Source organism: Stenotrophomonas geniculata (assembly GCF_034508895.1).
Classification (GTDB): Bacteria; Pseudomonadota; Gammaproteobacteria; order Xanthomonadales; family Xanthomonadaceae; genus Stenotrophomonas; species Stenotrophomonas geniculata.
Genome location: NZ_CP140571.1, coordinates 607,311 through 632,022, shown reverse-complemented (window position 1 = coordinate 632,022; position 24,712 = coordinate 607,311). Strand labels below are relative to the sequence as shown.

Genomic DNA, 24,712 nt, shown 5'->3' with positions numbered 1-24,712 from the left:
TAATCGCCCGCTTACCTCGCCATCCTGGCGACTGGGCAATAGGAAAAACACCATGGTCAAGATTCGACTGACCCGCGGCGGCGCCAAGAAGCGTCCGTTCTACCACATCATCGTCACCGACGTGCGCAGCGCGCGCGACGGCCGCAACATCGAGCGCGTTGGCTTCTACAACCCGGTCGCCCAGGGCGCCGAGAAGCGCATCGAGCTGGACCTGGCCCGCGTTGACCATTGGGTCAAGAACGGCGCCCAGCCGACCGACAAGGTCCGCAACCTGATCAAGGAAGCGACCAAGTCCCAGGCCGCTGCGGCCTGATCCTGACGGGCCACGCTTCGGCGTGGCCCTCTTGGTTGAAGCAGATGAAAGATATCGAGCGCCGCATCCTGCTGGGCAGGGTTGTCGGCGCTTTTGGTGTGCGCGGCGAGATCAAGCTCGAGTCCTGGACCGAGCCACGTTCCGCCATTTTCCGTTACCAGCCGTGGATCGTGCGCAGCCCGTCCGGCGTGGAAACCACGATTGAAGGTGTACGCGGCCGCGACAGCGGCAAGCACCTGGTCGCCCGTTTCCCCGGCGTCGAGGACCGCGATACCGTCGAAGCGATGCACGGCACCGAGATCTACGTGGCCCGCAGTGCATTGCCGCCGCCGAAGCCGGACGAGTACTACTGGGTGGACCTGGAAGGCCTGGATGTGAAGACCACCGAGGGCGTTGCCCTGGGCCAGGTCTCGCATCTGTTCAGCACCGGCGCCAACGACGTGGTGGTGGTCCGGGGTGACCGCGAGCGGATGATTCCGTTCGTGCAGCCGGACTTCGTCAAATCGGTCGACTTCGAGGCCAACCTGGTCGTGGTCGACTGGGATCCCGAGTTCTGAGTGTGAGCATGCGTTTCGACGTCATCACCCTGTTCCCCGAGTTCCTCGCCCAGTCCGCTGGACTGGGCGTGGTCGGGCGCGCGCAGGAGAAGGGGTTGTTCAGCCTGCATGGCTGGAACCCCCGTGATTACGCCGAAGGCAACTACCGCCGGGTGGACGACCGTCCGTTCGGCGGCGGCCCGGGCATGGTGATGCTGATCGAGCCGTTGCAGGCCTGCCTGCAGGCGATCCGCGATGCTGATCCGACCCCGGCGCGGGTGATCTACCTCAGCCCGCAGGGGGCGCCGTTGACCCAGGCCAAGGTGCGGGAACTGGCGGCGCTGCCGCGCATGGTCCTGCTCTGCGGCCGCTATGAGGGCATTGATGAGCGTTTCCTGGAGGCTAATGTCGACGAGGAGATTTCCCTCGGCGACTACGTGCTGTCCGGTGGCGAACTGGGCGCGGCGGTGATCATCGACGCCGTGGCCCGGCTGCAGGACGGGGCCCTGAACGACGCTGAATCGGCGGCCCAGGACAGCTTCGAAGGTGACCTGGGCCTGCTCGACTGCCCGCACTACAGCCAGCCGGCCCAGCACCCGCTGGGGGATGTGCCGGACGTGCTGCGTTCGGGTAACCACGCGGCCATCGCCGCCTGGCGCCGCCAGCAGTCGCTGGTCCGTACCGCCCAGCGACGCCCGGACCTGCTGGATGAACAGGCGCTGGGCAAGGCCGACCGCAAGCTGCTGGACCAGGCCCGCCATGCCCGGAAACACAAGGCCAGCCCCTAGCGCAGGGCTGGCTTTATCGGCTATCATGGCCAATTCCCGCCGGCCCCGGCCGGCGTGCGCAGTACCCAAAACAAACGTGCAGCACAGTCCGGTGACTGCATGAGCCTACGTTGTCGATACGACACGCCCACCCGAACAAGAATCGGTGTAACCCATGAGCAAGCTGAACAAGTCCATCGTCGCGGAATTCGAATCCGCCCAGATCACCCGTGAACTGCCGAAGTTCAGCCAGGGCGACACCGTTGTCGTCAACGTGAAGGTGAAGGAAGGCAGCCGCGAGCGCGTGCAGGCCTACGAAGGCGTCGTCATCGCCACCAAGAATGCTGGCCTGAACTCCTCGTTCACCGTCCGCAAGATCTCGCACGGCTACGGCGTCGAGCGCGTGTTCCAGACCCACAGCGCCATCATCGACTCGGTCGAAGTGAAGCGTCGTGGTAAGGTCCGCGCCGGCAAGCTGTACTACCTGCGTGGCCTGGAAGGCAAGGCTGCCCGCATCAAGGAAGACCTGGCTGCCGCTGCTGCCGCCAAGGCTGCCCGTCTGGCCGACAAGGCCTGATAAACAACTTCGGTTGTTGCCGCAACGGCCACCTTCGGGTGGCCGTTTGCGTTTCCGGCATCGCATCGGCCACGATCAGCTGATGAACGACATCAATCCGCGCTATCCCGCCGTGATCCAGTCGGCGTTGCGCTTCCTCGACGGCAAGGGGATGGCGCGCGTGCAGTCGGCACCGCTGCTGCATCGTCTGCTGTGGCGCATGGGCATCGCACTGCCGCCGCCGATCCTGGCCGGCTTCGGCACGAACGCGCTGGTGCAGGGCCTGCTGTTCGGGCTGTTCTGGACCGCGCTGATGTGGCTGATGCTGTGGCAGGGCAGCGAGCGCCCGCTGGCGCTGTTGCTGGTGGCCGGGCTGTTGGCCGGTGCGCTGTTCGGCGTGGTGATGGCGGCCCTGATGCGCTCGCTGCGCCGCCACCGCAAGCTGCCGGACTGGCGGCAGTTCCGCGCGCGGCAGGCGGACTGAGCCGATGGCGCACTGCGCCGTGACCGCCAGGTAAGAGTCGCGCTAGGCTGCGGTTCCATCCCGATGGACGTGCCGTGCGATGCCTGCCAAGCGAACCGCACCTTCCGCCGCGCCCACGCTGTTGTCCGGCGGCAATCCGCAGATCGCCAAGGGCGAGGGCAATGCCCCGGTGCAGGCGTATATCGCGGCGATGCCGGACTGGAAGCGTCTGATCGGCGAACAGCTGGATGCGCTGATTGAACAAGCCGTACCCGGGGTGCACAAGGCGGTGAAGTGGAACTCGCCGATGTATGCGGTGGCCGCGGGCGAAGGCTGGTTTCTCAGCTTCCATTGCTTCACCCGCTACATCAAGGTGGCGTTCTTCCGCGGCGCTGCACTGACGCCCGTGCCGCCGGAGCCGTCCAAGAGTGCCGATACGCGCTACCTGCACATCCCGCAGGATGGCGCGCTGGATGAAGCGCAGTTCCTCGACTGGGTGCGCCAGGCCGCCGCGCTGCCCGGTGAGCGCATGTAACCCCGACGTTCTGGTTTCCTTCCCGACGAGAGCTGCTGATGGCCACGCATGCACCGAACCCTACCGATGCCGGAACCCCGGCAACTGAACTGATCGATGCGCGCATCGCCGAACTGGGCGACTGGCGTGGCGAAGTGCTGGCACGCGTGCGTGCGTTGATCCATGAAGCGCTGCCGGACGTGCAGGAAACCTGGAAGTGGCGCGGTACACCGGTGTGGGAGCACAACGGCATCCTGTGCACCGGCGAGACCTACAAGCAGGCGGTGAAGCTGACCTTCGCCAACGGGGCGGCGCTGGCCGATCCGAAAGGCCTGTTCAACGCCAGCCTGGGGGGCAACACGCGGCGCGCGATCGACATCCATGAAGGTGCGATGCCGAATGCCGCTGCGTTGAAGGCGTTGCTGCGCGCGGCGGCGGCGTTCAACGCGGCGAAGAAGAAACGCTGACCGCCTCCTGTAGCGCCGAGCCCATGCCCGGCTTGGAGGGCCGCGCCTGTGCGGACCAACGGTCCGCACCCACCTCAGCGCGGCGGAGTGGCATCCAGCGCGGCATCCGGGTCGGCCACCGGCGACGGTGGGCAGGCCGGAATTTCCGACGGCGTGGCCAGTTCTTCGGCGTGCGAAGGCTTGCCCATCATCTTCGCCTTGCGCCAGCCACCCCAGCGGTAATACGCCAGCGACAGCAGCATCGACACCAGCGAACTGACCGGGAAGCTCCACCAGATCGCATCGGCGCCCCAGTACGGCTGCAGCAGCTCGGCGAACGGCACGCGCACGCCCCACAGCGAACCGGCCAGGATCAGCAGCGGCGGAATCACCGCGCCGGTGGAGCGCACCACGCCGGAGATCACGAAGCTGACGCCGAAGAACAGGAACGAGCCGATCACCACGTGGTTGAGGTGGCGGGCGATGTCCAGCGCCTGGCTGGCCGGCGGCAGGAACAGGGCCAGCAGCTGGCGATCGAACACCACCAGCGGCAGGATCAGCGCGCCGGTCAGCAGGAAATTGAACAGCACGCCCTGGCGCGCGGTGCCGCGCACGCGGTCCCAGCGCTGCGCACCGACGTTCTGCGCGGCCATCGACGAGCACGCGGCGCCGATCGCCATCGCCGGCATCTGCAGGTAGTTCCACAGCTGCAGCGCGGCGCCGTAGCCCGCGCCGGTGTCGGTACCGTACTGGTTGACCATGGTCATCAGCAGGATCACCGACAGCGAGATCAGCACCATCTGCAGGCCCATCGGTACGCCCTTGACCACCAGCGCCTTGAGGATGGCCAGGTCGAGCTTGAACAGGCGCATGTCGGCACGGCCCAGCCACAGCGTGTGGCGCTTGTGCCGCATGTACAGCAGCAGGCCGGCCAGCGACAGCGTCTGCGCGACCAGCGTGGCCCAGGCCGAGCCGGCAATGCCCAGCGCCGGGAACGGGCCCATGCCGAAGATCAGTACCGGGTTCAGCACGATGTCCAGCGCCACCGAGACCATCAGGAAGCGGAACGGCGTGCGCGAATCGCCCGCACCGCGCAGCGCGGCGGTGAGGAAGGCGAACGCATACAGCGTCGGCATCGCCAGGAAGATGATCTGCAGGTAGGCCTCGGCCAGCGGCAGCGAGGCGGCCGGCGTGCCCATCGCCGCCAGCAGCGGATGGGCCATGAACCAGCCGGCGATGGCGATGATCACCGACAGGCCGATGAAGAAGGTGGCGCTGGTGCCAACCACGCGCCGCGCCTGCGCGATGTCGCGCGCGCCGATGGCCTGGCCGATCAGGATGGTCGAGGCCATGCCGAAGCCGAACACCGAGCCGATGAGGAAGAACATGATGTTGTTGGCGTTCGCGGTGGCGGTCAGTGCCGCCTCGCCGAGGAAGCGCCCGACCCAGACCGCATTCACCGAACCGTTCAGCGACTGCGCGATGTTGCCTGCCAGGATCGGCAGGGAAAACAGCAGGAGATTGCGGCCGATCGGGCCGGAGGTCAGGTCAATCGGCGCTTTGGCCATGGAGTGGTGATCGAATCCCGGGAGGCGCACACTAGCACCAAGCCGGTTTGCAGGATGTGGCAATGCATCAACGACTGCAGATGAAGCGGAGCGTGGCGCTGGCCTTGATCGGCGCCGCACTGGCCGCATGTTCGACAGGTGACCGGCTGGGCGATACCCAGGTGCGGCCAACCGACCGCCCCGAGTGCCTGGTCGGCAGCCAGCGCCAGGATCTTTCCGCCGGCGTACCTACCCTGATCGGGGGCAGCGGCTGCCGCACCGATCCCGACAACCCGCGTCCCCTGAACAAGCGAACGGAGTAGTCCCTGCCGATGACCGAGCTTTCCCCGCTGTCGCCCAGTGTCCGCCTGGACATCTGGTTGTGGGCGGCCCGCTTCTTCAAGACCCGCAGCCTCGCCAAGCAGGCCATCGAAACCGGCAAGGTCAGCGTCGCGGGCCAGCGTCCGAAATCCTCGCGCGCGGTGCGTGTGGGTGAGCAGCTGCAGGTGGATCGCGGCGAGGAGCATTTCGAGATCCGGGTGCTCGGCCTGAGCGACCAGCGCGGGCCCGCACCGGCGGCGCAGCAGCTGTATGCCGAGAGCGAGGCCTCCAAGGCCCGTCGTGCCGAACAGCGTGCGCTGCGCATCGCCGCACGCGATGGGTTCCAACCGCCAGAGCACAAACCGGACAAGCGCGCGCGGCGGTTGATCCGCGCGTTGGGCGATATCGACGCGCTCTGACCGAACGGCGATTCCGGTGCATGGTTCCTATCGCGGCGCGAAAGCAGGCGTGAGTCACGGTGCATTCGGAAAGGGCGGGGCAGGCTGGAAGTCCACTTTCTGGAAGCCTGCCCATGCATCGCATGCTGTTATGCCTGTCCCTGCTTGCCGCCGCGCCATTGCACGCGGCCGACATCACGTTCTGGGACACTCCGCAGCGCGGGGGCAACAGCATGAACATGTCGCCTCCGGACCGGAGCTACTTCGAGGCCCTGCGCGCGACCGGTGCGACCTGGGTACGGCTGGTACCGGACAAGTGGAAGGGGCAGGGCGGGCGTGACTTCCTGATTGGCAACGCCGACGACTACCGTAGCCTGGTTCCGGCCGACCTGGCCACGCTGCGGCGGGTGCTGGATGATGCCGACGCGGCTGGGCTGAAAGTGGTGCTGACTCCTTTGTCGTTGCCGTTGCTGCGCTGGAAGCAGCACAACGGCGACAAGGTCGATCCGCGCCTGTGGCAGTCCTTCGACAATCACGCGCCGGCCCGGCGCTTCTGGAGCGACCTCGCCACGGCATTGAAGGGCCATCCCGCACTGGCCGCCTACAACCTGATCAACGAGCCGGTTCCCGAGTATGGTGCTGGCCTGGCCGAGCATGCCTCGGCCGCGGCCATGCAGCAGTGGTACGCCGGTGTGGAAGACGGTCCACGCGATCTGCGCCGCTTCTATTCGGAACTGATCGCCAGCATCCGTGCGGTCGATGCGGACATGCCGTTGATGCTGGATGCCGGCTGGTACGCCGCTGCCGACGGTTTCAACTACTGGCCGGCGCCGCTGGCAGATTCGAAACTGCTGTACAGCGTGCACATGTATGAGCCGTATGCCGCAACCAGCGCGCCTAACCAGAAGCGCACCACGCCGTATCGCTACCCAGGCGTGGTGCCGTTTGGCGAACACAGCGAACGCTGGGATGCCGCGCGGGTCCGCAGTTACCTGCAGCAGCCGATGGACTGGGCGAAGACGCACGGCGTGAGGGCCAACCGCATGGTGGTCGGCGAATTCGGCTGCATGCGGCGCTGGCCCGACTGCGGCCGCTACCTGCAGGACGTGCTGCAGGTGCTGGAGCAGGACAAGGTGCACTGGGCCTTCTACGCGTTCCGCGAGGACGGCTGGGATGGCATGGACTACGAGCTGGGCGACAGTCCGCTGCCGTGGTCGTACTGGCAGGCGCAGGAGAAGGGGAAGACCGTGGCGCCGCCGCGTTCGATGAAGGCACCGGTGTTTGCGCCGATCCTGGAGCGGTTGAAGGCGGGCAACCGGTAAGACGCCGGGCATTGCCCGGCGCGTCCCATGGAGATGCCGATCACGCCGGGCCACGCCCGGCGGCGGCATCGTTCAGCGCTTGCCACCCAGCAGGCTGCCGCCGATCTTGAGCAGATCGCCCACGCCGAGCTGGCCGTCACCGTCCTGGTCCAGCAGGCTGCCGAGCAGGCCACCGGCAAGACCGCCCTGTTGCTGCACCTGCTGCTTTTCCTGGCCCAGGGCCTGGCTGAGCGAGCCGGCATCGGCCTGGCCGCCACCGAGGCGCTGGGCAAGGAAGGCCATCACGATCGGCGCGAGGATCTGCAGCAGCTGGCTGGTGCGGCCGCTGTCGAGCTGGGTGGCCTGGGCCAGGCCGGTTTCCACCTTCTGCTGGCTGCCGCCGAAGATGTGGCCGAGGATGCCGGCGCCATCGCTGGCGGCACCGCCGCCGCCGCCACCCAGCACCGAGCCGAGCACGCTGCCCAGGTCCAGGCCACTGTGGTTGTTCTGCAAGGCGCCGAGCAGTGCCTGCGCGCCCTGCGGCTGCGAGGCGTTGTTGCCCAGCGCGCCCATCAGCACCGGCAGCGCGGCACTGATCGCGCCGGAAGCCTGGGTATCGCTGATGCCGAGCTGCTGCGACACCTGCTGCAGCGGGGCGCCCTGCAACTTGGCGAGAAGTTCATCGGTCAGGCTCATCTGCGGGATCCTTGATTGGGGTTGGGCGTGCAGAAGGTACGACGCGGACCGTTAAAACGGCGACGCCGCCTCGCAGGGAGGCGGCGTGCCGTTCACGGGGGAGGGCGATCAGAGCTCGATGTCTTCGGCGCCCGGGGTGGCGGTGGGGAACTCCGCTTCCGGCTGGGCCGGCTTGAACGGATCCGACGGCTGGCTGGCCAGCGCCTTCAGCGCCGCGGCCACACCGGCACCGTAGGCCGGGTCGGCCTTGCTGCAGTTGTCGATGTGGCGCTGCTTGATGAAGTCCGGCGCATCGCCCAGGGCACGGGCGGTGTTGGCGAACAGGCGGTCCTTCTGTGCCTGGTTGTAGCTACGGAACAGCGCACCGGGCTGGCTGAAGTAGTCGGCGTCGTCCTCACGGAAGTTCCAGAAGTCGGCGTCGCCGCGGATCTTCATCGGCGGCTCGCGGTACTCCGGCTGCTCCTGCCACTGGCCGTAGCTGTTCGGCTCGTAGTGCGGCAGGCCGCCGTAGTTGCCGTCCACGCGCATCGCACCGTCGCGGTGGTTGCTGTGCACCGGGCAGCGCGCTGCGTTCACCGGAATCTGGTGGTGGTTCACGCCCAGGCGGTAGCGCTGCGCATCGGAGTAGGCGAACAGGCGCGCCTGCAGCATCTTGTCCGGCGACGGGCCGATGCCCGGCACCAGGTTGCTCGGTGCGAACGCTGACTGCTCCACGTCCTGGTACCAGTTGACCGGGTTGCGGTTCAGTTCGAACTGGCCCACTTCGATCAGCGGGTAGTCGCTCTTCGGCCACACCTTGGTCAGGTCGAACGGGTGCACGCGGTAGGTTTCCGCATCCAGTTCCGGCATGACCTGGATGAACAGCTTCCACTTCGGGAAGTCACCCTTCTCGATCGCGGCGAACAGGTCGCGGCCGTGGCTTTCGCGGTCATGGCCGACCAGGATCTGCGCCTGCGCGTCGGTCAGCGATTCGATGCCCTGCTGGCTGACGAAGTGGAACTTGACCCAGAAGCGCTCACTGTCGGCGTTGGTGAAGCTGTAGGTGTGCGAGCCGAAGCCGTGCATGTGGCGGAAGCTGCGCGGGATGCCGCGATCACTCATCACCACGGTCACCTGCAGCAGGGCTTCGGGCAGCAGCGTCCAGAAATCCCAGTTGTTGCGCGCACTGCGCAGGTTGGTGTGCGGGTCGCGCTTCACGGCCTTGTTGAGGTCGGCGAACTTGCGCGGGTCGCGCAGGAAGAACACCGGCGTGTTGTTGCCGACCAGGTCCCAGTTGCCTTCTTCGGTGTAGAACTTCAGCGCGAAGCCGCGGATGTCACGCTCGGCATCGGCGGCGCCACGTTCGCCGGCCACCGTGGTGAAGCGGGCGAACATCTCGGTCTGCTTGCCGACCTTCTCGAACAGCTTGGCGCGGGTGTACTTGCTGATGTCGTGGGTGACGGTGAAGGTACCGAACGCGCCCGAGCCCTTGGCGTGCATGCGACGCTCGGGAATGATCTCGCGGTTGAGGTTGGCCAGCTTTTCCAGCAGCCAGACGTCTTCCATCAGCAGCGGGCCGCGTGGGCCGGCGGTCTTGCTGTTCTGGTTGTCCACCACCGGCGCGCCGAAGGCCGTGGTCATCGGGGTCACCGGATCATCGCCCTGCTTCTGTTTCGGCGTGGTGCTCAGCTCGCGCTGCTGCTGGGCGCCTTCCGCAGGCGACGGCGCGGCGTGATACGGGCATTTGGGGCTGTTGTTATCGGACTGGCTCATGGCTGGCTCCTGCGGGTGAAGACGGGGTGGAACATCTTCACTCGACTTTAGCTAGCGCCAGATGAAATGAATAATCGAATGATTCGTTCAGGTTGATAGATTCTGTCAATTGAAACTCAGAATCAGATCTGCGAAATCTTTCGATGGGCCTCCTGCGAGGCAGGAGGCCAAGCGCTTGCGCTGCGGCTACAGCAGCGCTTTCAAGCGATACAACGCTTCCAGCGCCTGCTTCGGCGTCAGTTCGTCCGGATCGATGGCGGCCAGTGCTTCCTGTGCCTTGTTCGATGGCGCCGCGAACAGGCCGAACTGCTGCGGTGCATCCAATGCCTGTGGTGCCAGCTCGGCGGCATGGCTTTCACCACCGCGCTGTTCCAGCTCGGCCAGGCGACGGCGCGCCTGCGCTACGGTGGCGCGCGGCAGGCCTGCCAGGGCCGCCACCTGCAGGCCGAAGCTGCGGTTGGCCGGGCCGTCCTTCACCGCGTGCATGAACACCAGCGCCTCACCATGCTCGACCGCGTCCAGGTGCACATTGGCAATACCGCTGCGGCCGCCTTCGTGCTGCTCATCGGCCAGCGCGGTCAGCTCGAAGTAGTGGGTGGCGAACAGCGTGTAGCAGCGGTTCTGGTAGGCCAGGTGGCGGGCCACCGCGTCGGCCAGCGCCAGGCCATCGTAGGTGGACGTGCCGCGGCCGATCTCATCCATCAGCACCAGCGAATGCGCGGTGGCGTGGTGCAGGATGTAGCTGGTCTCGGCCATTTCGACCATGAAGGTGGACTGCCCGCGGGCCAGGTCATCGCCGGCGCCGATGCGGGTCAGGATGCGGTCGATCGGGCCGATCAATGCGCGGCTGGCCGGCACGAAGCTGCCGATGTGGGCCAGCAGCACGATCAGCGCGTTCTGCCGCATGTAGGTCGATTTACCGCCCATGTTCGGGCCGGTGATGACCAGCATCCGGCGGTCCGGATGCAGGTCCAGGTCGTTCGGTTCGAACGGCTGCTCGCGTACCGCCTCGACCACCGGGTGGCGGCCGCGTTCGATCTTCAGGCACGGCTCGGCCTGCAGTTCCGGCCGGGCCCAGTCCAGCGCCTGCGCGCGTTCGGCGAAGGCGGCCAGCACGTCCAGCTCGCTGAGTGCGGCGGCGCACTGCTTCAGCGGCTCCAGCTGCCCGCCGAGGGTATCCAGCAGCTGCTCGTACAGGTACTTCTCGCGCGACAGCGAACGGTCGCGCGCGGACAGCACCTTGTCCTCGAACGCCTTCAGTTCTTCGGTGATGTAGCGCTCGGCATTGGTCAGCGTCTGGCGGCGGGTGTAGTGCACCGGCGCGCGGTCGGACTGGCCCTTGCTGATTTCGATGTAGTAGCCATGCACACGGTTGTAGCCCACCTTCAGGGTGGCAATGCCGCTGCTTTCGCGCTCGCGCTGTTCCAGGTCGACCAGGAACTGGTCGGCGTGGGTGGACAGGCGGCGCAGTTCGTCCAGCTCTTCATCGAAGCCATCGGCCAGCACGCCGCCGTCGCTCAACTTCAGCGGCGGCATCTCGGCGATGGCGCTGGCCAGCAGCTGCGCGCACTCGTCGTGCTCGCCCAGCGCCGCATGCAGGGCCTGCAGGCGTGGTGAGTCCAGCGGGGCCAACACGTCGCGCACCGCCGGCAGCAGGCCCAGGCCGTCGCGCAGGGTGGAGAAATCGCGCGGGCGCGCCGAGCGCAGCGCCACGCGGGTGAGGATGCGTTCCAGGTCGCCAAGGCGGCGGAACTGCTCGCGGATGTCAGCGTCGCTGCCGCGATCGATCAGGGTTTCCACCGCATGGTGGCGCTGTACCAGCACCTCGCGCAGGCGCAGCGGACGATGCAGCCAGCGCCGCAGCAGGCGGCCGCCCATCGGCGTCACCGTGCTGTCGAGCACGCCCAGCAGCGTATTGCGGGTGTCGCCATCAACACGCGTATCCAGTTCCAGATGGCGGCGGGTGGCGGCGTTCATCGCGATCGCCTCGCCGGCAGTCTCCATCGCGATGGAGGTCAGGTGCGGCAGGCGCTGCTTCTGGGTTTCCTCGACATAGCCGAGCAGGGCGCCGGCGGCAGCGGTCGCGCGCGGCTTGTCATCGATGCCGAAGCCGCTCAGGTCATGCAGTTTGAAGAAGTTCAGCAGCTGGCGGCGGCCACTGTCGGCATCGAACAGCCACGGCGCGCGGCGACGCACGCCGGTGCGCTGGCGCAGGAACTCCGGCCAGTTTTCTTCGTCGGGCACCAGCAGCTCGGCCGGCTCCAGCCGTGCCAGCTCGGCTTCCAGGGCGTCGTCGGTTTCCACTTCGTTGACCAGGAAGCGGCCGCCAGCCAGGTCGGCCCACGCCAGGCCGTAGCCCTGCTTGCTGCGCGACAGGGCCATCAGCAGGGTGTCGCGGCGTTCATCCAGCAGCGCCTCGTCGGTGACCGTGCCGGGGGTGACGATGCGCACTACCTTGCGCTCGACCAGGCCCTTGGCCAGCGCCGGGTCGCCGATCTGTTCGCAGATCGCCACCGACTCGCCCAGTGCCACCAACCGCGCCAGGTAGCCTTCATAGGCATGTACCGGCACGCCGGCCATCGGGATCGGTGCGCCCCCGGAGCTGCCGCGCTGGGTCAGGGTGATGTCGAGCAGGCGCGCCGCCTTGCGGGCGTCGTCATAGAACAGTTCGTAGAAGTCACCCATGCGGAAGAACAGCAGCAGGTCCGGGTAATCGGACTTGGCCGCGAAGAACTGCTTCATCAGCGGGGTGTGGTCCTTGGACGCCTTGGCGTTGCTGGTGTTGTCTTTTGTATCAGTCACTTGGGGCGTTTCGCGTCTTGGCAGGGCGTCGGGGGCGTGGCCACGCGCAGGCATGGCCGGAGAGATCGTTAGTGTAGCGACCTGGGGCGGTCGATGATCCCGACCGGAAGCCCAGAGACAAGGGCGGTTGCCCGCGACTGTCCGTACGCCAACGCAGGCCCCCGTACACCTGCGGTTTGGTTGATTTCCACGGGGCCCCACGGTAGTGTCAGCCCCGGCGATTTCCGCCAAGCGGCCTCCATGGAAACCGGGGCGACTCATCCCGGGCGGGCGTTGATGGAAAGAACAAGCATGACTGCAGCCTGCATGGCCGCCGAACCTCGTTACACCTGGCGTACCGTCCTGCTGAGCATCCTGGTCGCCATCGTTCCGCTTGCCGGCTCCGCACCCTACACCTTGCTGAAGGCGGTGCTGCTGCTGGCCCTGCTGGTCACCGGCGTGGTTCTGATCCGCCGCCAGCCCGATGTCCGCCTGCGCTACCGCATCGCCCGGTTCATCGTGATCGTCTGCTTCCTGCGCCTGGCCTATGCCTTCTACAGCATCCTCTGGCACGGGCTGCGCTGGAACGAACTGGACCTTCCGGCACAGACACTGCTCTACCTGGGCACCGCTGCGGTGTTCGCCACTGCGCTGGACTGGCGCCTGATCTGGAAGATCTTCGCCCTGTCCACCCTGGTCTTCGGCGGGTCGTGCATCGTGCAGCACCACGTGATGGGCCTTGAACGCGCGCACGGTTTCAGTGGCGGCGAATGGACCGCCATCGAGTTCACCATGGTGACGCTGTGCATGGCGCTGTTCTCGGTCATCCGGTTGATCCAGCCCAATGTCCATCCGGCCGAACGCTGGCTGCACGGCGTGGCCATCGCCGTCGGCGTCTATGGTTCGATCCTGGCGCAGAGCCGCGGGCCGATCCTGGCGTTCATTCCCGCCATGCTGATGGTGATTGCGGTGCACGTCCGGCGCACCCGGCGCTGGCGGGGGGCACTGGCCTTCGTCGGTGCCCTGGTCATTGGCGTGGTCGGCGCCACCTCGGTGCTGAACCATGAGGTGATCCAGCGCTTCGGTGAGGTCAGTGGCGAGATCTCCGGGTTCAACCAGGAAAACGAGGTCGGCTCGGTCCGCGAGCGCATCGCCATGTGGGGCGTGGCCGTCGACGCCTTCGCCGAGCATCCCGTGGCGGGGGTGGGCCTGAACCAGTTCGGTACCTATGCACGTGAGGGCATCGCCCGCGGCGAGGTGTCCGAGTCGATCTTCCGCTACAACCACCCACACAACGAGTACCTGGAAGCGGCGGTGACCGGTGGCGTGCCGTTGCTGCTGATCATGCTGCTGGTCTTCATCCTGCCCGGCATCCATTTCGTGCGACGTCTCGGCCACGCCGACGACATCACCGCGATGATCGCCACCGCCGGACTTGCCGTGGTCATCGTCTATGCGCTTTCGGCGTTCACGGACAACGTGTTCTACCGGGCGATGCCGCATTCGTTCTATTTCTACCTGGTGCTGGGTTTCATGCTGGCGACCGCCTTGCCGGCGCGTGACCTGATCCGGCCAGGGAGTCCCTCCTGATGGCGCATATCCATCTGCTGGCCGCCGACAACCAGCGTGGCCTGTCCCATGACATCCAGGTGATCGAGCGCTCGTTGCAGCAGCTCGGGCACACGGTGACGGTCAGCCGCCTGGACGCGGTGCGCAATGGTGGCGCCTGGAAACTCCGCGGAATGCGCCTGCGCAGGCTGCTGGCCTCGTGGCTGAGCCTGGGGCGCACGCCCGCCCGGTTCGACGTCAACATCTCGCTGGAACATGTCCGGCCGGCGAGCTTCGGACTGGCCAACGTCAATCTGTTGATCCCGAATCCGGAATGGGTGTCCGCACGCAGCCTGCGGATCCTGCCGCGGTTCGATGCGTTGCTGACCAAGACCGAAGAAGCCACGCGCATCTTCAACGCGCTGGGCATGCGCGCGCTGGAAGTCGGTTTCTGCAGCCGTGACCGCTACGACCCGGCAGTGCCGCGCAGGCCGCGCAGCTTCCTGCATGCGGCCGGTACCAGCCGTATGAAGGGAACGGCTGCACTCGTCAATGTCTGGAAACGGCACCCCGAATGGCCCTTGCTGACCATCCTGCGCGGCGGCCCTTCGGACGAAGATGAGGGCGGTGCCGCGAACCTGAGAATCGTCCGCGAGCGGCTGCCCGACCAAGAGGTGCAGCGCCTGCAGAACGAACATGCGTTCCACCTGTGCCTGTCGCAGACCGAAGGCTGGGGCCACTATCTGGTGGAAGCGATGAGCTGCGGGGCGGTGGTGATCACCTGTGACGGCGCGCCGATGAATCAGATGATCGACGACAGCCGCGGCATCTTGGTTGCCGCGCACGAGGGCGAGCCCTGCCATCTGTCCAGGACCTGGCATGTGGATGAGAAGGCGCTGGAACAGGCCGTCGAGCGCGCGCTGGCGATGGATGAGGCCGAGTGGACCCGGCTGGGCGCCAATGCACGCGCATGGCACCTGGCCAGCGAGGTGGCGTTCCCGCGCCGTCTGGGCGATGCCCTGGCCAAGCTCTGAGCTGATGTGGGGCTGGTCGCTGCAGCCCGCTCAGCCAGGCACCAGGGTGATCTGCGGATGGCTGCCGAAGATCTCCATGACGATCTCGAAGTAGGTCTGTCCCTGGCCAAGCGCCAGTGCCGTCAACTGAGCGTGGATGGCCGCACCGTTGAACCTGCCGCCCTGAGCGAGTTTCGATTGCAGCCAGGCGCGCGTGGTCTCGCGGCCCAGTGCATCGCGGCTGTGGGCGATGTCACGCCACACCACCGTGGCGATGGCATGGCCTGCGAGAGCGCCGTAGCCGCCGTGAAGCAGGTCATCAAGCGCATCCAGGCTTGCGCCCAGTTGCCAGTCTTCGTCGGCCATGAACACGCGATTGATTTCCACGTAGAGGCTGGCGATGTCGTTGATGGACGCGCCTTCGATGTGCAGGATCCGTGTCATCTGCAGACTGTAGCCCTCCCGGGCGGCGGTTGTGTCCGGCGCAGATAATCCAGGGCCGCTTCGGATGGAGCTGGCATGATTATGGCGTTAAGCCTGCGTGATTTTCATCGGGCGCTGGCGTGTCAGCGGTATTCGATAATGATATGGCGCCATTATCCGCCGCCTTGTTTTCTGACTGCCTGCACAGTTCCATATATTTGGATCGGTCCATATATAAAGTCCCGTAAAGTTTCCCTTCGCTGCGCCGCCATCGAACGTACGGCCACGATCAAGGGAATTGAGATGCTTGCCTTACGTAATCTCCGTGTGGGATCCCGGCTTGGCGCCGGCTTCGGTCTGCTGCTGCTGTTCATCATGGCCATCGTTGGCCTGGTGCTGTATGGGAATCAGCTGAAATCCGCCCAGTTCGAGAAAGTGGTGGACGTCAACATGGTCAAGATGCGTTTGTTGAATGACATGCTTGATACCAACAACGCGGTGCTGATGCATCGCCGCCTGATGGTGATCAAGCGGGGTGATGAGTTCGACAGGGATTACCAGCGTGCCCAGGAGTTGTCGCGGACCTATGACGGTATCTGGGCCAAGTACATCAAGATTCCGCGTGACGCCACCGGCGATACCCTGGTCGCGCGCATCGAGGCGGCACGAAAGGCCACCGATGCATCAACCCAGCAACTGCATGAGCGCATGAAGGTGGGGGATTTTGATGGGGCAGCGAAGGAGCTGCTGGCCGAGCACGGTCTGGCAACGGCCTGGAATGAATCCATCTCGGCCCTGCTGCGCCACCAGGAAACACTGACCGAACGCAGCCGCGAAGAGTACCGCGCAACCGAATCGTGGACCGGCACGCTGTCGATCGCGTTCGGGGCACTGAGCCTGCTGCTGGGCACGTTGGCGGCCTGGGCGATCACCCGCAGCCTGACCCGTCCGCTGGAAGGCGCGGTGAAGCTGGCCGACGGCATCGCCAGTGGCCGCCTGGACAGCAGCATCGACGCCACCGGCAACGACGAGGTGACCCAGCTGCTGAAGTCGATGCAGCGCATGCAGGCACAGCTGCAGTCGGTGATGGCGGCGCAGGGCGAGCTGGCACGCCAGCACGATGCCGGCAGCCTCAGCTACCGCATGGACGAGAGCGCATTCCCCGGCGACTACGGGCGCATGGTGCATGAGACCAATGCGCTGGTTGGATCGCACGTGCAGGTACAGAACCGGCTGATCGAGGTGATGAAGCACTACGCACGCGGCGATCTGTCGGTGGACATGGACCCGCTGCCCGGCGAGAAGGCGGCGATCACCCAGGCGATGGACGAAACCAAGTCCAGCCTGTCGGCGATCAACAGCGAGATCCGCCGGCTGGCGACAGCGGCCGCGGCAGGCGACTTCAGCCTGCGCGGTGATGAAGATCGCTTCGCCTACGATTTCCGCGACATGGTGGCAGGGCTCAATCGCCTGATGCAGACCACCGACGAGAACCTGGTGCAGGTCTCGACCCTGCTGCAGGCCATCTCGCGCGGCGACCTGACCGTGCGCATGCAGGGGGATTTCCACGGCGTGTTCGCGCGCATGCGTGATGACTGCAACGCCACCGTCGATCAGCTCAAGCAGATCGTGGGCCGTATCCAGGCCAGTGCTTCCAGCATCAACCTGGCAGCGGGCGAGATCGCCTCGGGCAACACCGACCTGTCGCGGCGTACCGAACAGCAGGCGGCGAACCTGGAAGAAACGGCAGCGTCGATGGAGGAACTGACCTCTACCGTGAAGCAGAACGCCGAGCATGCACGCCAGGCCAACCAGCTGGCCATCGGCGCGCATGGTGTTGCCTCGCAGGGCGGTGAAGTGGTCGGGCAGGTGGTCACCACGATGTCGGCCATCGAAGCCGCGTCGAAGAAGATCGCCGAGATCATCTCGGTCATCGATGGCATCGCCTTCCAGACCAATATCCTCGCGTTGAACGCGGCGGTCGAAGCTGCGCGTGCTGGCGAGCAGGGCAGAGGCTTTGCAGTGGTGGCCAGCGAAGTGCGTACGCTGGCGCAGCGCTCGGCGGGCGCGGCCAAGGAGATCAAGGGCCTGATCGAGGATTCGGTCGGCAAGGTCGCAGACGGCTCGGCGCTGGTCCGCCAGGCCGGCACCACGATGGGCGAGATCGTGGCCTCGGTGCAGCGCGTGACCAACATCATGGCCGATATCTCTGCTGCCTCCCAGGAGCAGAGCTCGGGCATCGAACAGGTCAACCAGGCGGTGGTGCAGATGGATGAGACCACCCAGCAGAATGCCGCGCTGGTCGAAGAAGCCAGTGCCGCAGCGCGCTCGATGGAGGAGCAGGCGAACCTGCTGGCCGAAGCCGTGTCGGTGTTCCGCACGGGGGCGGTGACCGCCGCCGCCGCAGTACGCCCGGCGCTGGCAGCCGTGGCGGCATCGGTTGCGCCGGTACGCCGGCCTGCGGTGCTGTCGCCGCGGCTTGAGCCGACGCTGGCCGCCAATGCGGGTGGTTGGGAAGAGTTCTAGCAGAGGGCAATGTCGGCAGGGAGACGGCGCCCATCGCGACGGCTGGTCGCGATGGGCGCGGATTTTCTTCCTGAACGTGCGATGGCCGATGAAGTGGCGGACACGCGCATTTCACTCCCGGTTGCCAACCGCGGGAGGACACTGGTGCCATACCGGAACTCAGGAGATGGCCATGAAGACCTCGACCCGATTGCTTGTGCTGGGCACCCTGCTGGCGGCTTCGTCGGTGGCCGGCGCGCAGACCTATGGGCCGCGCGATGAGGGACGCAAGTTCAATGACGGCAGCCGCGTGGTCTGCAAGAACGTGGAAGTGCAGCGTAATTCGCGCGATCCCAACCGCATCGCCGGTACCGCCACTGGCGCTGTGATTGGTGGCCTGCTGGGCAACCAGGTGGGCGGTGGCAACGGCAAGAAGCTGGCCACCGTGGCCGGTGCCGTAGCGGGCGGCGCTGCCGGCCGCCAGATCCAGGGCAACAGCCAGCAGAAGAACGGCGACCGCGTGGTCGAACGCCGCTGCGAACGCGTTTACCGCTGACCGATGATGCCAACAGCGTAATCCCCCTTCCGCAACGCAGTTCCTCGAACGCCGGCCCCGTGCCGGCGTTCCTCGTTGTGGGGCCCCGTATCGCCGGCCGCTGTGTCGCGCCTATACTGCGCCGATCTCCAAGGATGAATGCCCTGTGAACGAATTGCCCGTCGCAGAGTCGCACGTGCCGGTTGCCGAGCCCGGACCCGAGGCGAGCACGCGCTTCGGTCGGCTGCGTGAGCGTACCGATGAGTTGGAACTGTTCATTTCCGGCCTGCTGGCGTTCGCACTGTTGGCGGTGCCTGGCTACCTGTTCGATGCGTGGGCGCGCAGCAGCCTGCACACGGAAGGCATGTACTTCCAGGTGCTGTGGTTTGGTTTCAGCATCAGCGTGGGCATGTGTTACGTGCTGGCGGTAGCGCTGATCGCGCACCTGACCGTGCGCGGGTACTGGATAGGCCTGATCGGGCTGAAATCGCACTTTCCCAAGGGCATCGACTGGGAACGGCTGCCGCAGATGGGCCCGGTATCGCGCGCTTTCCTCAAGGCGCGCGACAGTGGCCTGGACGGCAGCATCGAACGCGCTGATCGTTTGGCCACCATGCTCTTCTCCACCACGCTGCTGGCGGTACAGACGCTGGCCGGCACCCTGGTGATGGCCGTGCTGACGTTGTGCGTGGCGATGGCGATCAGTGCGCTTGCCGGCGGTTCCGATCGTGTGGCCATGATCGTGGTCGGTACCGTGCTGGTCAGCCTGCTTGTACTCGCACTGGTTCCTGCACTGCTGGAGCGTGTCATTGCGCGCCGGCAGCGGCGCGACCAGCCCTATGACGGCCTGCAGCGGTGGCTGCAGCGCTTCCTGGCGGGCCTGCAACGGATTCCCCTGCTGCGCCTGATGCAGACCATGCAGTTGACCCTGCAGAGCAACCTGCGCTCGCGTTCGTTCACGGCGGTCTATCTGCTGGCGGTGATGGTGGCCATGGTGCTGGGCGGGGTGCAGGTGCTGGGTTCGGTGAAGTTCTCGCTGTTCAACCGCTACCAGGTGATGACCGACGAGGCCGTCGAACACGGCATGTTGAGCGCGCATTACGAATCGATGCGTTCGGCGCACGATCAGCTGCTGCCGTACCCGATGATCCCGTCGGACACTATCAGTGGTTCACGCCTGCGTGTGTTCATTCCACACCGCCCCCAGCGCGACAACCCGCTGGCGCGCCAGCACTGCACCGCCTTGCCCGCCGCACGCAATGAAGCGACTGGCGCAAAGGCTGCCAGCGCAGCGGTGGAGTGCCTGTCCCGGTTGTGGCGGGTGCAGCTGGATGGCACGCCGGTTGACCTGCACGCCTTCATACCGATGGAGCGCCGCGATCTCGACATGCGTGGCCTGGTGGGCTATCTGCCCATGGCGACGCTGGCACCGGGTCGCCATGACCTGAGCCTGGTCTGGAATGCCGAAGGGGGCGAGCGCGGCCCGGAGCGACGCCGCGAGTACCGCATCCCGTTCTGGTACGCGCCCGACCCCTGAAAAGGGGGCGGAGGGGATTGAGCCGCATCCCCCGACCTTGCCGTTTACCACTCAATCCCCTTCGTCCCCTTTTTTTCGAGGAGGCGCCAGGCGGCGAGGCTGCCGTAGAGCAGCAGCAGGACGGTGAGAGTGATCAGTTCGTGGCCGACTTCAGCCGGGCGGGCGTCCATCTGGTTCAGGCGCACCATCAGGTTGATGCCCGAGGTGGTCGGCAGCAGCTGCGCCAGCCAGACCAGCGGTTGCGGCGTCATCACCGCCGGCCACGACAGGTTGGCCAGGAAAAACAGTGGGATCGAGGTGGCGATGATGTACTGGAAGGCGCGTTCGCGGGTGCGGAAGAAGCTGCCGACGAACAGGCCGAACGCCACCGTGGCGGCGATGAACAGCGTGCCGCCCAACAACTGGCCCAGTGGATTGCCGCCGCGCGGATAGTCCTGCACCCACGCGGTGAAGCCGGCGTACCAGAACAGACCGAACAGGCCGATCAGGCTGAAGCCCAATGCCATGCCCGCCAGCGTTGGCAGGTCGAAGCGCAGGCGCCGGCCCAGCGCGAGTCGGCGGCCACCGAGCAGCACGCCGATGCCCATCAACAGGGTCTGGTGAACGATCAGCTCGGCCACGCCGGGCACGATGGCGCTGCCATAGCCTTCCTGCGTGTTGTACAGCGGGCGCTGCACCAGGGTGACCGGCGGTGCCTGCGGTGCGCCCATGAAGGCCGCCTGGCCGACTACCGCCTCACGCCCGAACGCGCCCAGTGCATCGGCCACGCTGCCCAGCACCCAGCTGGCACGGCCCAGGTAGGCGCCGTTGCCGAGCAGCACCAGCTTGGCCGGATGGCCGCGCAGGATGTCGCGCTCCAGGTTGGCCGGGATCAGTACGATGCCCTCGGCGTGGCCGGCTTCCAGCTGCTGGCGTGCACTGTCGATGTCGGCCGGTTGCCCGACCACGCGTGCAACGCGGAGTGCATCGAGCTTTCGCAGCAGCGCGCGGCTGGTCGCGCTGTGGTCTTCGTCCACCACCAGCACCGGCAGGTTGCCGGCCACCTGGTGGCGGTACGCGGCCGGGTAGAAGAACGAATACAAGATCACCGCGCCGACCATCACCACGATCGCGTAGCGGTCGCACAGGACCGCCATCAGGGTCTGCCGCAGGCTGCGCCACAGTGCGCTCATGCGTCGCCCCCCGCCGGCTGTGCGGCTTCTGGGGTACGCGCGAAGGCGATCAGGCGCAGGCCGCCGATGCCGCCAGCCACCACTAACATCAACAACAGCGTGGTCAGCGGCCATATCGAAACCTGCAGCGGCGAACCGATGAACTGCTGCTGGGTCTGCAGCTTGATGTAGGCGCTGAGTGGCAGCAACTGGTGCCAGATACGGGTGAACAGGGGGCCATCCAGCACCGGGAAGGTGGCGCTGGAGAATGCCAGTGCGGTGCCGATGCTGAGGCCGACCGCGGACAGCGCGGTACCCATGTCGCGGGTGACGCCGACGAAGAACAACGCGTAGGCGGCCGTGGCCAGGTAGAACAGTGGCTGTGCGAGCAGCAGCACGAGCACGCTGCCGGCCACACCATCGCCGCGCAGCCAGGCCAGGTACCCAATGCCGAGCGCGCCATACAACGAGAACAGCAGAGTGTACGGCGCGACCTTGCCGGCAATCGCCGACCACGGCGTGCGACCCAGCCAGGCGGGCAGGGTGCCGTCGCGGATCTCGCGGCCAAGGCTGCCGGCCACGGCAAGTGCCAGTACCAGTGACAGCACCGCCGGGAAGATCAGTGGCAGCAGGAACAGTTCGTAGCTGCGTGCCGGGTTGTAGAGGATGTCCGACTGCACCGCGATCGGCGCCGCGCGCAGCTTGCCCGGGCCGACCTGCAGGCCGATGCGCTCGCGCAGCAGGCGTGCGTTCCACGCGGAAACCGCGTCGCCGATGTCGCGCGACGCCGACTGGCCGGTGGTCATGTAGGTGGCGTTGTAATAGGCGAACACCGTGCCCTGGCGCCCGCGCAGCGCCTGCCGGGTGACATCGCGCGGCACCAGTACGATGGCGAACACATCCAGGCGGCGCAGCTGCAAACGGGCGTCTTCCATGTCCACGGGCTGGCTGGCGATGCGCACGCCCGGGCTGGCATCGAGCATGCGCAGCAGCAGGCGGCTGTCACTGCTGTGGTCGAGGTCGACCACAGCAATGGGGATATCGCGCATCACCGACGGCGTGAACATCCACGCCATCACTGCCAGCATCAGCAGGGGCAGCAGGGTCACCAGCAGCAGGTCGGCACGGTTGCCGCGCAGCGACTGCAGCTCGCGCCGCCACGAAGCGGCGAAGCCGTTGCGGTCGGGGCTCAGTGCTGGGGCCATGCGAACAGCACGCTCATGCCGGGGCGGAAGCCCTCGATGCGGCGTACCGGGCGCACCCGCACCTCGAAGCTGCGGACATCGTAGCCGGACGACTGGCGGGTGGTGCGCCAGGTTGCATAGTCGCCGGCCGGGTTGATGAAGTAGACCTCGAACTCACCGTCCTGGCCGAGTGCCGGCACGCTGCCCTGCAGCTTGCTGCCGACCTTCAGGCCCTGCATCTGCGATTCGCGCAGGTTCATCGCCACCCACATGCGGTCGATGTCGACCAGGGTGAACACCGGGTAGCCGGCCGGCACCAGTTCGCCGGGGTCGGCCATGCGCTTGTTGATCTCGCCGGCCACCGGCGCGCGCCCTTCGACTTCGACACGCGCAGCGTTGACTTCGGCCACCGCGCCCTGTGCCTGCTGCACCTGGCCCTGCGCGGCGCGCTTGTCCTGCTCGCGTGCGCCGGCCAGCGCCATGTCGTACTGCGCACGGGCGGCACGGGCCAGTTCACGCGAACTGGTGGCCTGGGCATGCGCTTCATCGCGCTTCTGCCGGGTCATCACCCCTTCGTTGAACAGGTTCTGCACGCGCTGGTAAGTGGCTTCAGCCAGCGTCGCACCGGCTTCGGCGCGCTTCCAGTTGGCTTCGGCGGCGCGGATGTCCTCGCTGCGCGCGCCTTCGTCGGCCTTGTCGGCCACCGCCTGCGCGGCGGCCAATGCGCCATGCGCCTGCTGTTCCTTGGCGGCCACTTCGGGGCTGTCGAGCAGGAACAGCACCTGGCCGGGCTGTACACGGTCGCCCTCGCGCACCTTCAGTTCGGCCACGCGCGCGGTGATCTTGGCGGCCACGTTGATGGTGTCCGCATCGGCCATGCCCTGGATCTGGTCGGCCGGGCTGCGCCAGGCCAGCCACAGGCCGAGCACCACCACGATCAGCAGCACCACTATCAGGATCGGGCCCAAGCGGCGCTTGCCGGGGGGCGTTTTCGCTTCGTCGTGCAGCACATCACTCATGGTCGATCACCTCGTCCGCACGCCGCCGGAACTCTTCGAAACGGTCCATCTGTCCACTGACCTCCAGCAACTGTGCCAGCGCAATATCGTATTGGTAGGCGGCCTGCGCACGCTCGACACGGGCACCGCCCAGGCCGAGCCGCGCGTCGATTACATCAAGCGAAGTCGCCTGGCCTTCGCGGAACGCCAGCTCCTGCAGGCGCAGGTTTTCCTGTGCCTGGGCGATGCTGCTGTCGAGCAGTACGAACTGCTGCCGCGCGGTTTCCAGTTCGTTCCAGGCCTTGCGCACGCCCAGTGCGACCTGGTTTTCGGCCTCGCGCAGGCCGGCTTCGGCCTGCTCCTGCTGCGCACGTGCGGCGCTGATCTGCGCCGGCCGCGAGTTCGGCGACAGGAAGGTGTACTTCAGGCCGATGCCGAACGCCCAGTCCGGGTCGGTCAGCATTTCGTCGCGGCGACGGAAGTCGTACTGGCCGAAGGCGAAGATCTGTGGCTTCAGCTTGGCCTGCTGCACGCGCACGCCCTGTTCGGCCTGCGCCACCATCGCCCGCAGGCGTGCGATCTGCGGCTGGCGCGCCTGCGCGGTGCGCTCGAAGCTGGCCACCGGCTCCAGCGGTACGCGCTGCACGAACAACGGCGACACCGGCTGTACCTCGCCGCCACTGCGCAGGAGCGTGGACAGCGCGGCCTTCAGCGTGGCCAGATCGTTCACCGTCTTCTGGTACTCGCGTTCGGCCTTGTCGCGGGCCACGGTGGCCTGCAGGCGCTGCGCGCGGGTGGCGAAGCCCTCGCGTTCCAGCTTTTCCGCATCCGACAGGTGGCGGTTGAGGCCATCACGCACATCGCGGCGCACGTCCACCGCCTGCTCGGCCAGACGCTGGCCGAAATAGGCCTGGGCCAGCTGCACGGTCAGCGACTGGCGCTGTGCTTCGCGCTCGGCGCTGGCCTGTTCGTGGGCGGCGCTGGCGGCACGTTGCGCGGCCGGAATCACGCCGCCGGTGTACAACGGCAGCACCGCAGTGACCACGGGCCGGGTACGCCAGTCGCGTTCGGTGAATGACAGCGGCGAATCGATGCCATAGGCCTCAGCGACAGGCGCCAGCGAGCCCAGTGGCAGGGTGAGGGTCTTCTGGAACTGCAGGCGGCGCACTTCGCCGGTGATCTCCGGCAGGCGCAGCAGGCGGGTGGCGTCCTGCAGGTCCTGCTTGTTGCGTACCGCTGCATCAGCGGCCGCCAGTGCATCGGAGACCTGCTCCAGGCGTTGCCGCGCCTGTTCCCAGTCCAAGGCAGGTGCGTCGGTGTTGTTCTGCGCGGACGCAGCGAATGGCAGGCAGGTCGCCAGCGCCAGCGCCAGCGCCAGCGCGGCCTTCGCGCGGTGCATCCTTGTACGTCGGCCGATCACGCCCATG

Annotated in this window: 24 protein-coding genes; 15 read left to right on the top strand and 9 right to left on the bottom strand. The window is 66.6% G+C overall.

Annotated elements, in window-relative coordinates; genetic code table 11:
* Window positions 1-52 precede the first annotated feature (52 nt).
* The 7 genes from rpsP to RI032_RS03000 all read left to right on the top strand — a co-directional run bounded on the left by rpsP (window position 53) and on the right by RI032_RS03000 (window position 3,616).
* Complete coding sequence (gene rpsP, locus RI032_RS03030; protein ID WP_005415733.1) at window positions 53-313, top strand: 30S ribosomal protein S16; 261 nt, start codon at window positions 53-55, stop codon at window positions 311-313.
* A gap of 44 nt (window positions 314-357) precedes the next feature.
* Complete coding sequence (gene rimM / locus RI032_RS03025; protein ID WP_010483256.1) at window positions 358-870, top strand: ribosome maturation factor RimM; 513 nt, start codon at window positions 358-360, stop codon at window positions 868-870.
* Between the two features lie 8 nt (window positions 871-878).
* Window positions 879-1,637, top strand: coding sequence for a tRNA (guanosine(37)-N1)-methyltransferase TrmD (trmD, locus tag RI032_RS03020; RefSeq protein WP_134958233.1), 759 nt, complete (start codon window positions 879-881; stop codon window positions 1,635-1,637).
* A 154-nt stretch (window positions 1,638-1,791) separates the two neighbouring features.
* Entirely contained in the window at window positions 1,792-2,193 is a 402-nt protein-coding gene (rplS, locus tag RI032_RS03015; protein WP_005415736.1) for a 50S ribosomal protein L19, read from the top strand.
* A gap of 82 nt (window positions 2,194-2,275) precedes the next feature.
* The gene (locus RI032_RS03010) at window positions 2,276-2,656 is read left to right on the top strand and encodes a DUF6404 family protein (protein ID WP_099560464.1); all 381 of its coding nucleotides are present in this window, start codon (window positions 2,276-2,278) and stop codon (window positions 2,654-2,656) included.
* A gap of 79 nt (window positions 2,657-2,735) precedes the next feature.
* A complete protein-coding gene (locus RI032_RS03005; protein WP_043396661.1) occupies window positions 2,736-3,170 on the top strand; it encodes a DUF1801 domain-containing protein in 435 nt (144 codons plus the stop codon).
* Window positions 3,171-3,208: 38 nt separating this feature from the next.
* A complete protein-coding gene (locus RI032_RS03000; RefSeq protein ID WP_134958234.1) occupies window positions 3,209-3,616 on the top strand; it encodes a DUF1801 domain-containing protein in 408 nt (135 codons plus the stop codon).
* 74 nt (window positions 3,617-3,690) lie between these two features.
* On the opposite strand, the gene RI032_RS02995 is transcribed toward RI032_RS03000, so the two are convergent.
* A complete protein-coding gene (locus RI032_RS02995; protein ID WP_043396657.1) occupies window positions 3,691-5,163 on the bottom strand; it encodes an MATE family efflux transporter in 1,473 nt (490 codons plus the stop codon).
* A gap of 62 nt (window positions 5,164-5,225) precedes the next feature.
* Between RI032_RS02995 and RI032_RS02990 the strand changes: the two genes are divergently transcribed.
* From RI032_RS02990 to RI032_RS02980, 3 genes are all read left to right on the top strand, one after another.
* Window positions 5,226-5,465, top strand: coding sequence for a hypothetical protein (locus RI032_RS02990; protein WP_010483240.1), 240 nt, complete (start codon window positions 5,226-5,228; stop codon window positions 5,463-5,465).
* Window positions 5,466-5,474: 9 nt separating this feature from the next.
* Window positions 5,475-5,882, top strand: a complete 408-nt coding sequence (locus tag RI032_RS02985) for an RNA-binding S4 domain-containing protein (protein ID WP_010483238.1) — start codon at window positions 5,475-5,477, stop codon at window positions 5,880-5,882.
* A 113-nt stretch (window positions 5,883-5,995) separates the two neighbouring features.
* Window positions 5,996-7,183, top strand: a complete 1,188-nt coding sequence (locus RI032_RS02980) for a glycoside hydrolase family 5 protein (protein WP_071305687.1) — start codon at window positions 5,996-5,998, stop codon at window positions 7,181-7,183.
* Window positions 7,184-7,255: 72 nt separating this feature from the next.
* Here RI032_RS02980 and RI032_RS02975 read toward each other — a convergent pair whose 3' ends face one another.
* The 3 genes from RI032_RS02975 to mutS form a co-directional block, all read right to left on the bottom strand.
* Window positions 7,256-7,858: a DUF937 domain-containing protein gene (locus tag RI032_RS02975; RefSeq protein ID WP_010483234.1), complete on the bottom strand. Its 603-nt coding sequence runs from the start codon at window positions 7,856-7,858 to the stop codon at window positions 7,256-7,258.
* Window positions 7,859-7,966: 108 nt separating this feature from the next.
* Complete coding sequence (locus RI032_RS02970; protein WP_057502581.1) at window positions 7,967-9,610, bottom strand: catalase; 1,644 nt, start codon at window positions 9,608-9,610, stop codon at window positions 7,967-7,969.
* 186 nt (window positions 9,611-9,796) lie between these two features.
* On the bottom strand, window positions 9,797-12,466 hold the full coding sequence (gene mutS / locus RI032_RS02965) for a DNA mismatch repair protein MutS (protein WP_425603827.1): 2,670 nt from the start codon (window positions 12,464-12,466) through the stop codon (window positions 9,797-9,799).
* A 237-nt stretch (window positions 12,467-12,703) separates the two neighbouring features.
* Between mutS and RI032_RS02960 the strand changes: the two genes are divergently transcribed.
* Both RI032_RS02960 and RI032_RS02955 read left to right on the top strand, forming a co-directional pair.
* A complete protein-coding gene (locus tag RI032_RS02960) occupies window positions 12,704-13,981 on the top strand; it encodes an O-antigen ligase family protein (protein ID WP_322547827.1) in 1,278 nt (425 codons plus the stop codon).
* Complete coding sequence (locus tag RI032_RS02955; RefSeq protein WP_010483226.1) at window positions 13,981-14,973, top strand: glycosyltransferase; 993 nt, start codon at window positions 13,981-13,983, stop codon at window positions 14,971-14,973. The genes RI032_RS02960 and RI032_RS02955 overlap by 1 nt, the downstream gene beginning before the upstream one ends.
* A gap of 30 nt (window positions 14,974-15,003) precedes the next feature.
* On the opposite strand, the gene RI032_RS02950 is transcribed toward RI032_RS02955, so the two are convergent.
* On the bottom strand, window positions 15,004-15,396 hold the full coding sequence (locus RI032_RS02950; RefSeq protein WP_049451902.1) for a barstar family protein: 393 nt from the start codon (window positions 15,394-15,396) through the stop codon (window positions 15,004-15,006).
* Between the two features lie 282 nt (window positions 15,397-15,678).
* Here RI032_RS02950 and RI032_RS02945 point away from each other — a divergent pair, with 282 nt between their 5' ends.
* The 3 genes from RI032_RS02945 (at window position 15,679) to RI032_RS02935 (ending at window position 19,952) form a co-directional block, all read left to right on the top strand.
* On the top strand, window positions 15,679-17,901 hold the full coding sequence (locus tag RI032_RS02945; protein ID WP_322547826.1) for a methyl-accepting chemotaxis protein: 2,223 nt from the start codon (window positions 15,679-15,681) through the stop codon (window positions 17,899-17,901).
* Window positions 17,902-18,067: 166 nt separating this feature from the next.
* Entirely contained in the window at window positions 18,068-18,436 is a 369-nt protein-coding gene (locus RI032_RS02940) for a glycine zipper 2TM domain-containing protein (protein WP_005415760.1), read from the top strand.
* 145 nt (window positions 18,437-18,581) lie between these two features.
* Window positions 18,582-19,952, top strand: a complete 1,371-nt coding sequence (locus tag RI032_RS02935; RefSeq protein ID WP_322547825.1) for a hypothetical protein — start codon at window positions 18,582-18,584, stop codon at window positions 19,950-19,952.
* Between the two features lie 44 nt (window positions 19,953-19,996).
* On the opposite strand, the gene RI032_RS02930 is transcribed toward RI032_RS02935, so the two are convergent.
* The 4 genes from RI032_RS02930 to RI032_RS02915 are packed head-to-tail and all read right to left on the bottom strand — an operon-like array spanning window position 19,997 to window position 24,711.
* The gene (locus RI032_RS02930) at window positions 19,997-21,124 is read right to left on the bottom strand and encodes an ABC transporter permease (RefSeq protein WP_322547824.1); all 1,128 of its coding nucleotides are present in this window, start codon (window positions 21,122-21,124) and stop codon (window positions 19,997-19,999) included.
* Window positions 21,121-22,308: an ABC transporter permease gene (locus RI032_RS02925; RefSeq protein ID WP_322547823.1), complete on the bottom strand. Its 1,188-nt coding sequence runs from the start codon at window positions 22,306-22,308 to the stop codon at window positions 21,121-21,123. The genes RI032_RS02930 and RI032_RS02925 overlap by 4 nt, the downstream gene beginning before the upstream one ends.
* The gene (locus tag RI032_RS02920; protein ID WP_100448077.1) at window positions 22,293-23,306 is read right to left on the bottom strand and encodes an HlyD family secretion protein; all 1,014 of its coding nucleotides are present in this window, start codon (window positions 23,304-23,306) and stop codon (window positions 22,293-22,295) included. The genes RI032_RS02925 and RI032_RS02920 overlap by 16 nt, the downstream gene beginning before the upstream one ends.
* Window positions 23,299-24,711: a TolC family protein gene (locus tag RI032_RS02915; RefSeq protein WP_313310759.1), complete on the bottom strand. Its 1,413-nt coding sequence runs from the start codon at window positions 24,709-24,711 to the stop codon at window positions 23,299-23,301. Before RI032_RS02915 ends, RI032_RS02920 begins: the two co-directional genes overlap by 8 nt.
* Between the last annotated feature and the right edge of the window lies 1 nt (window position 24,712).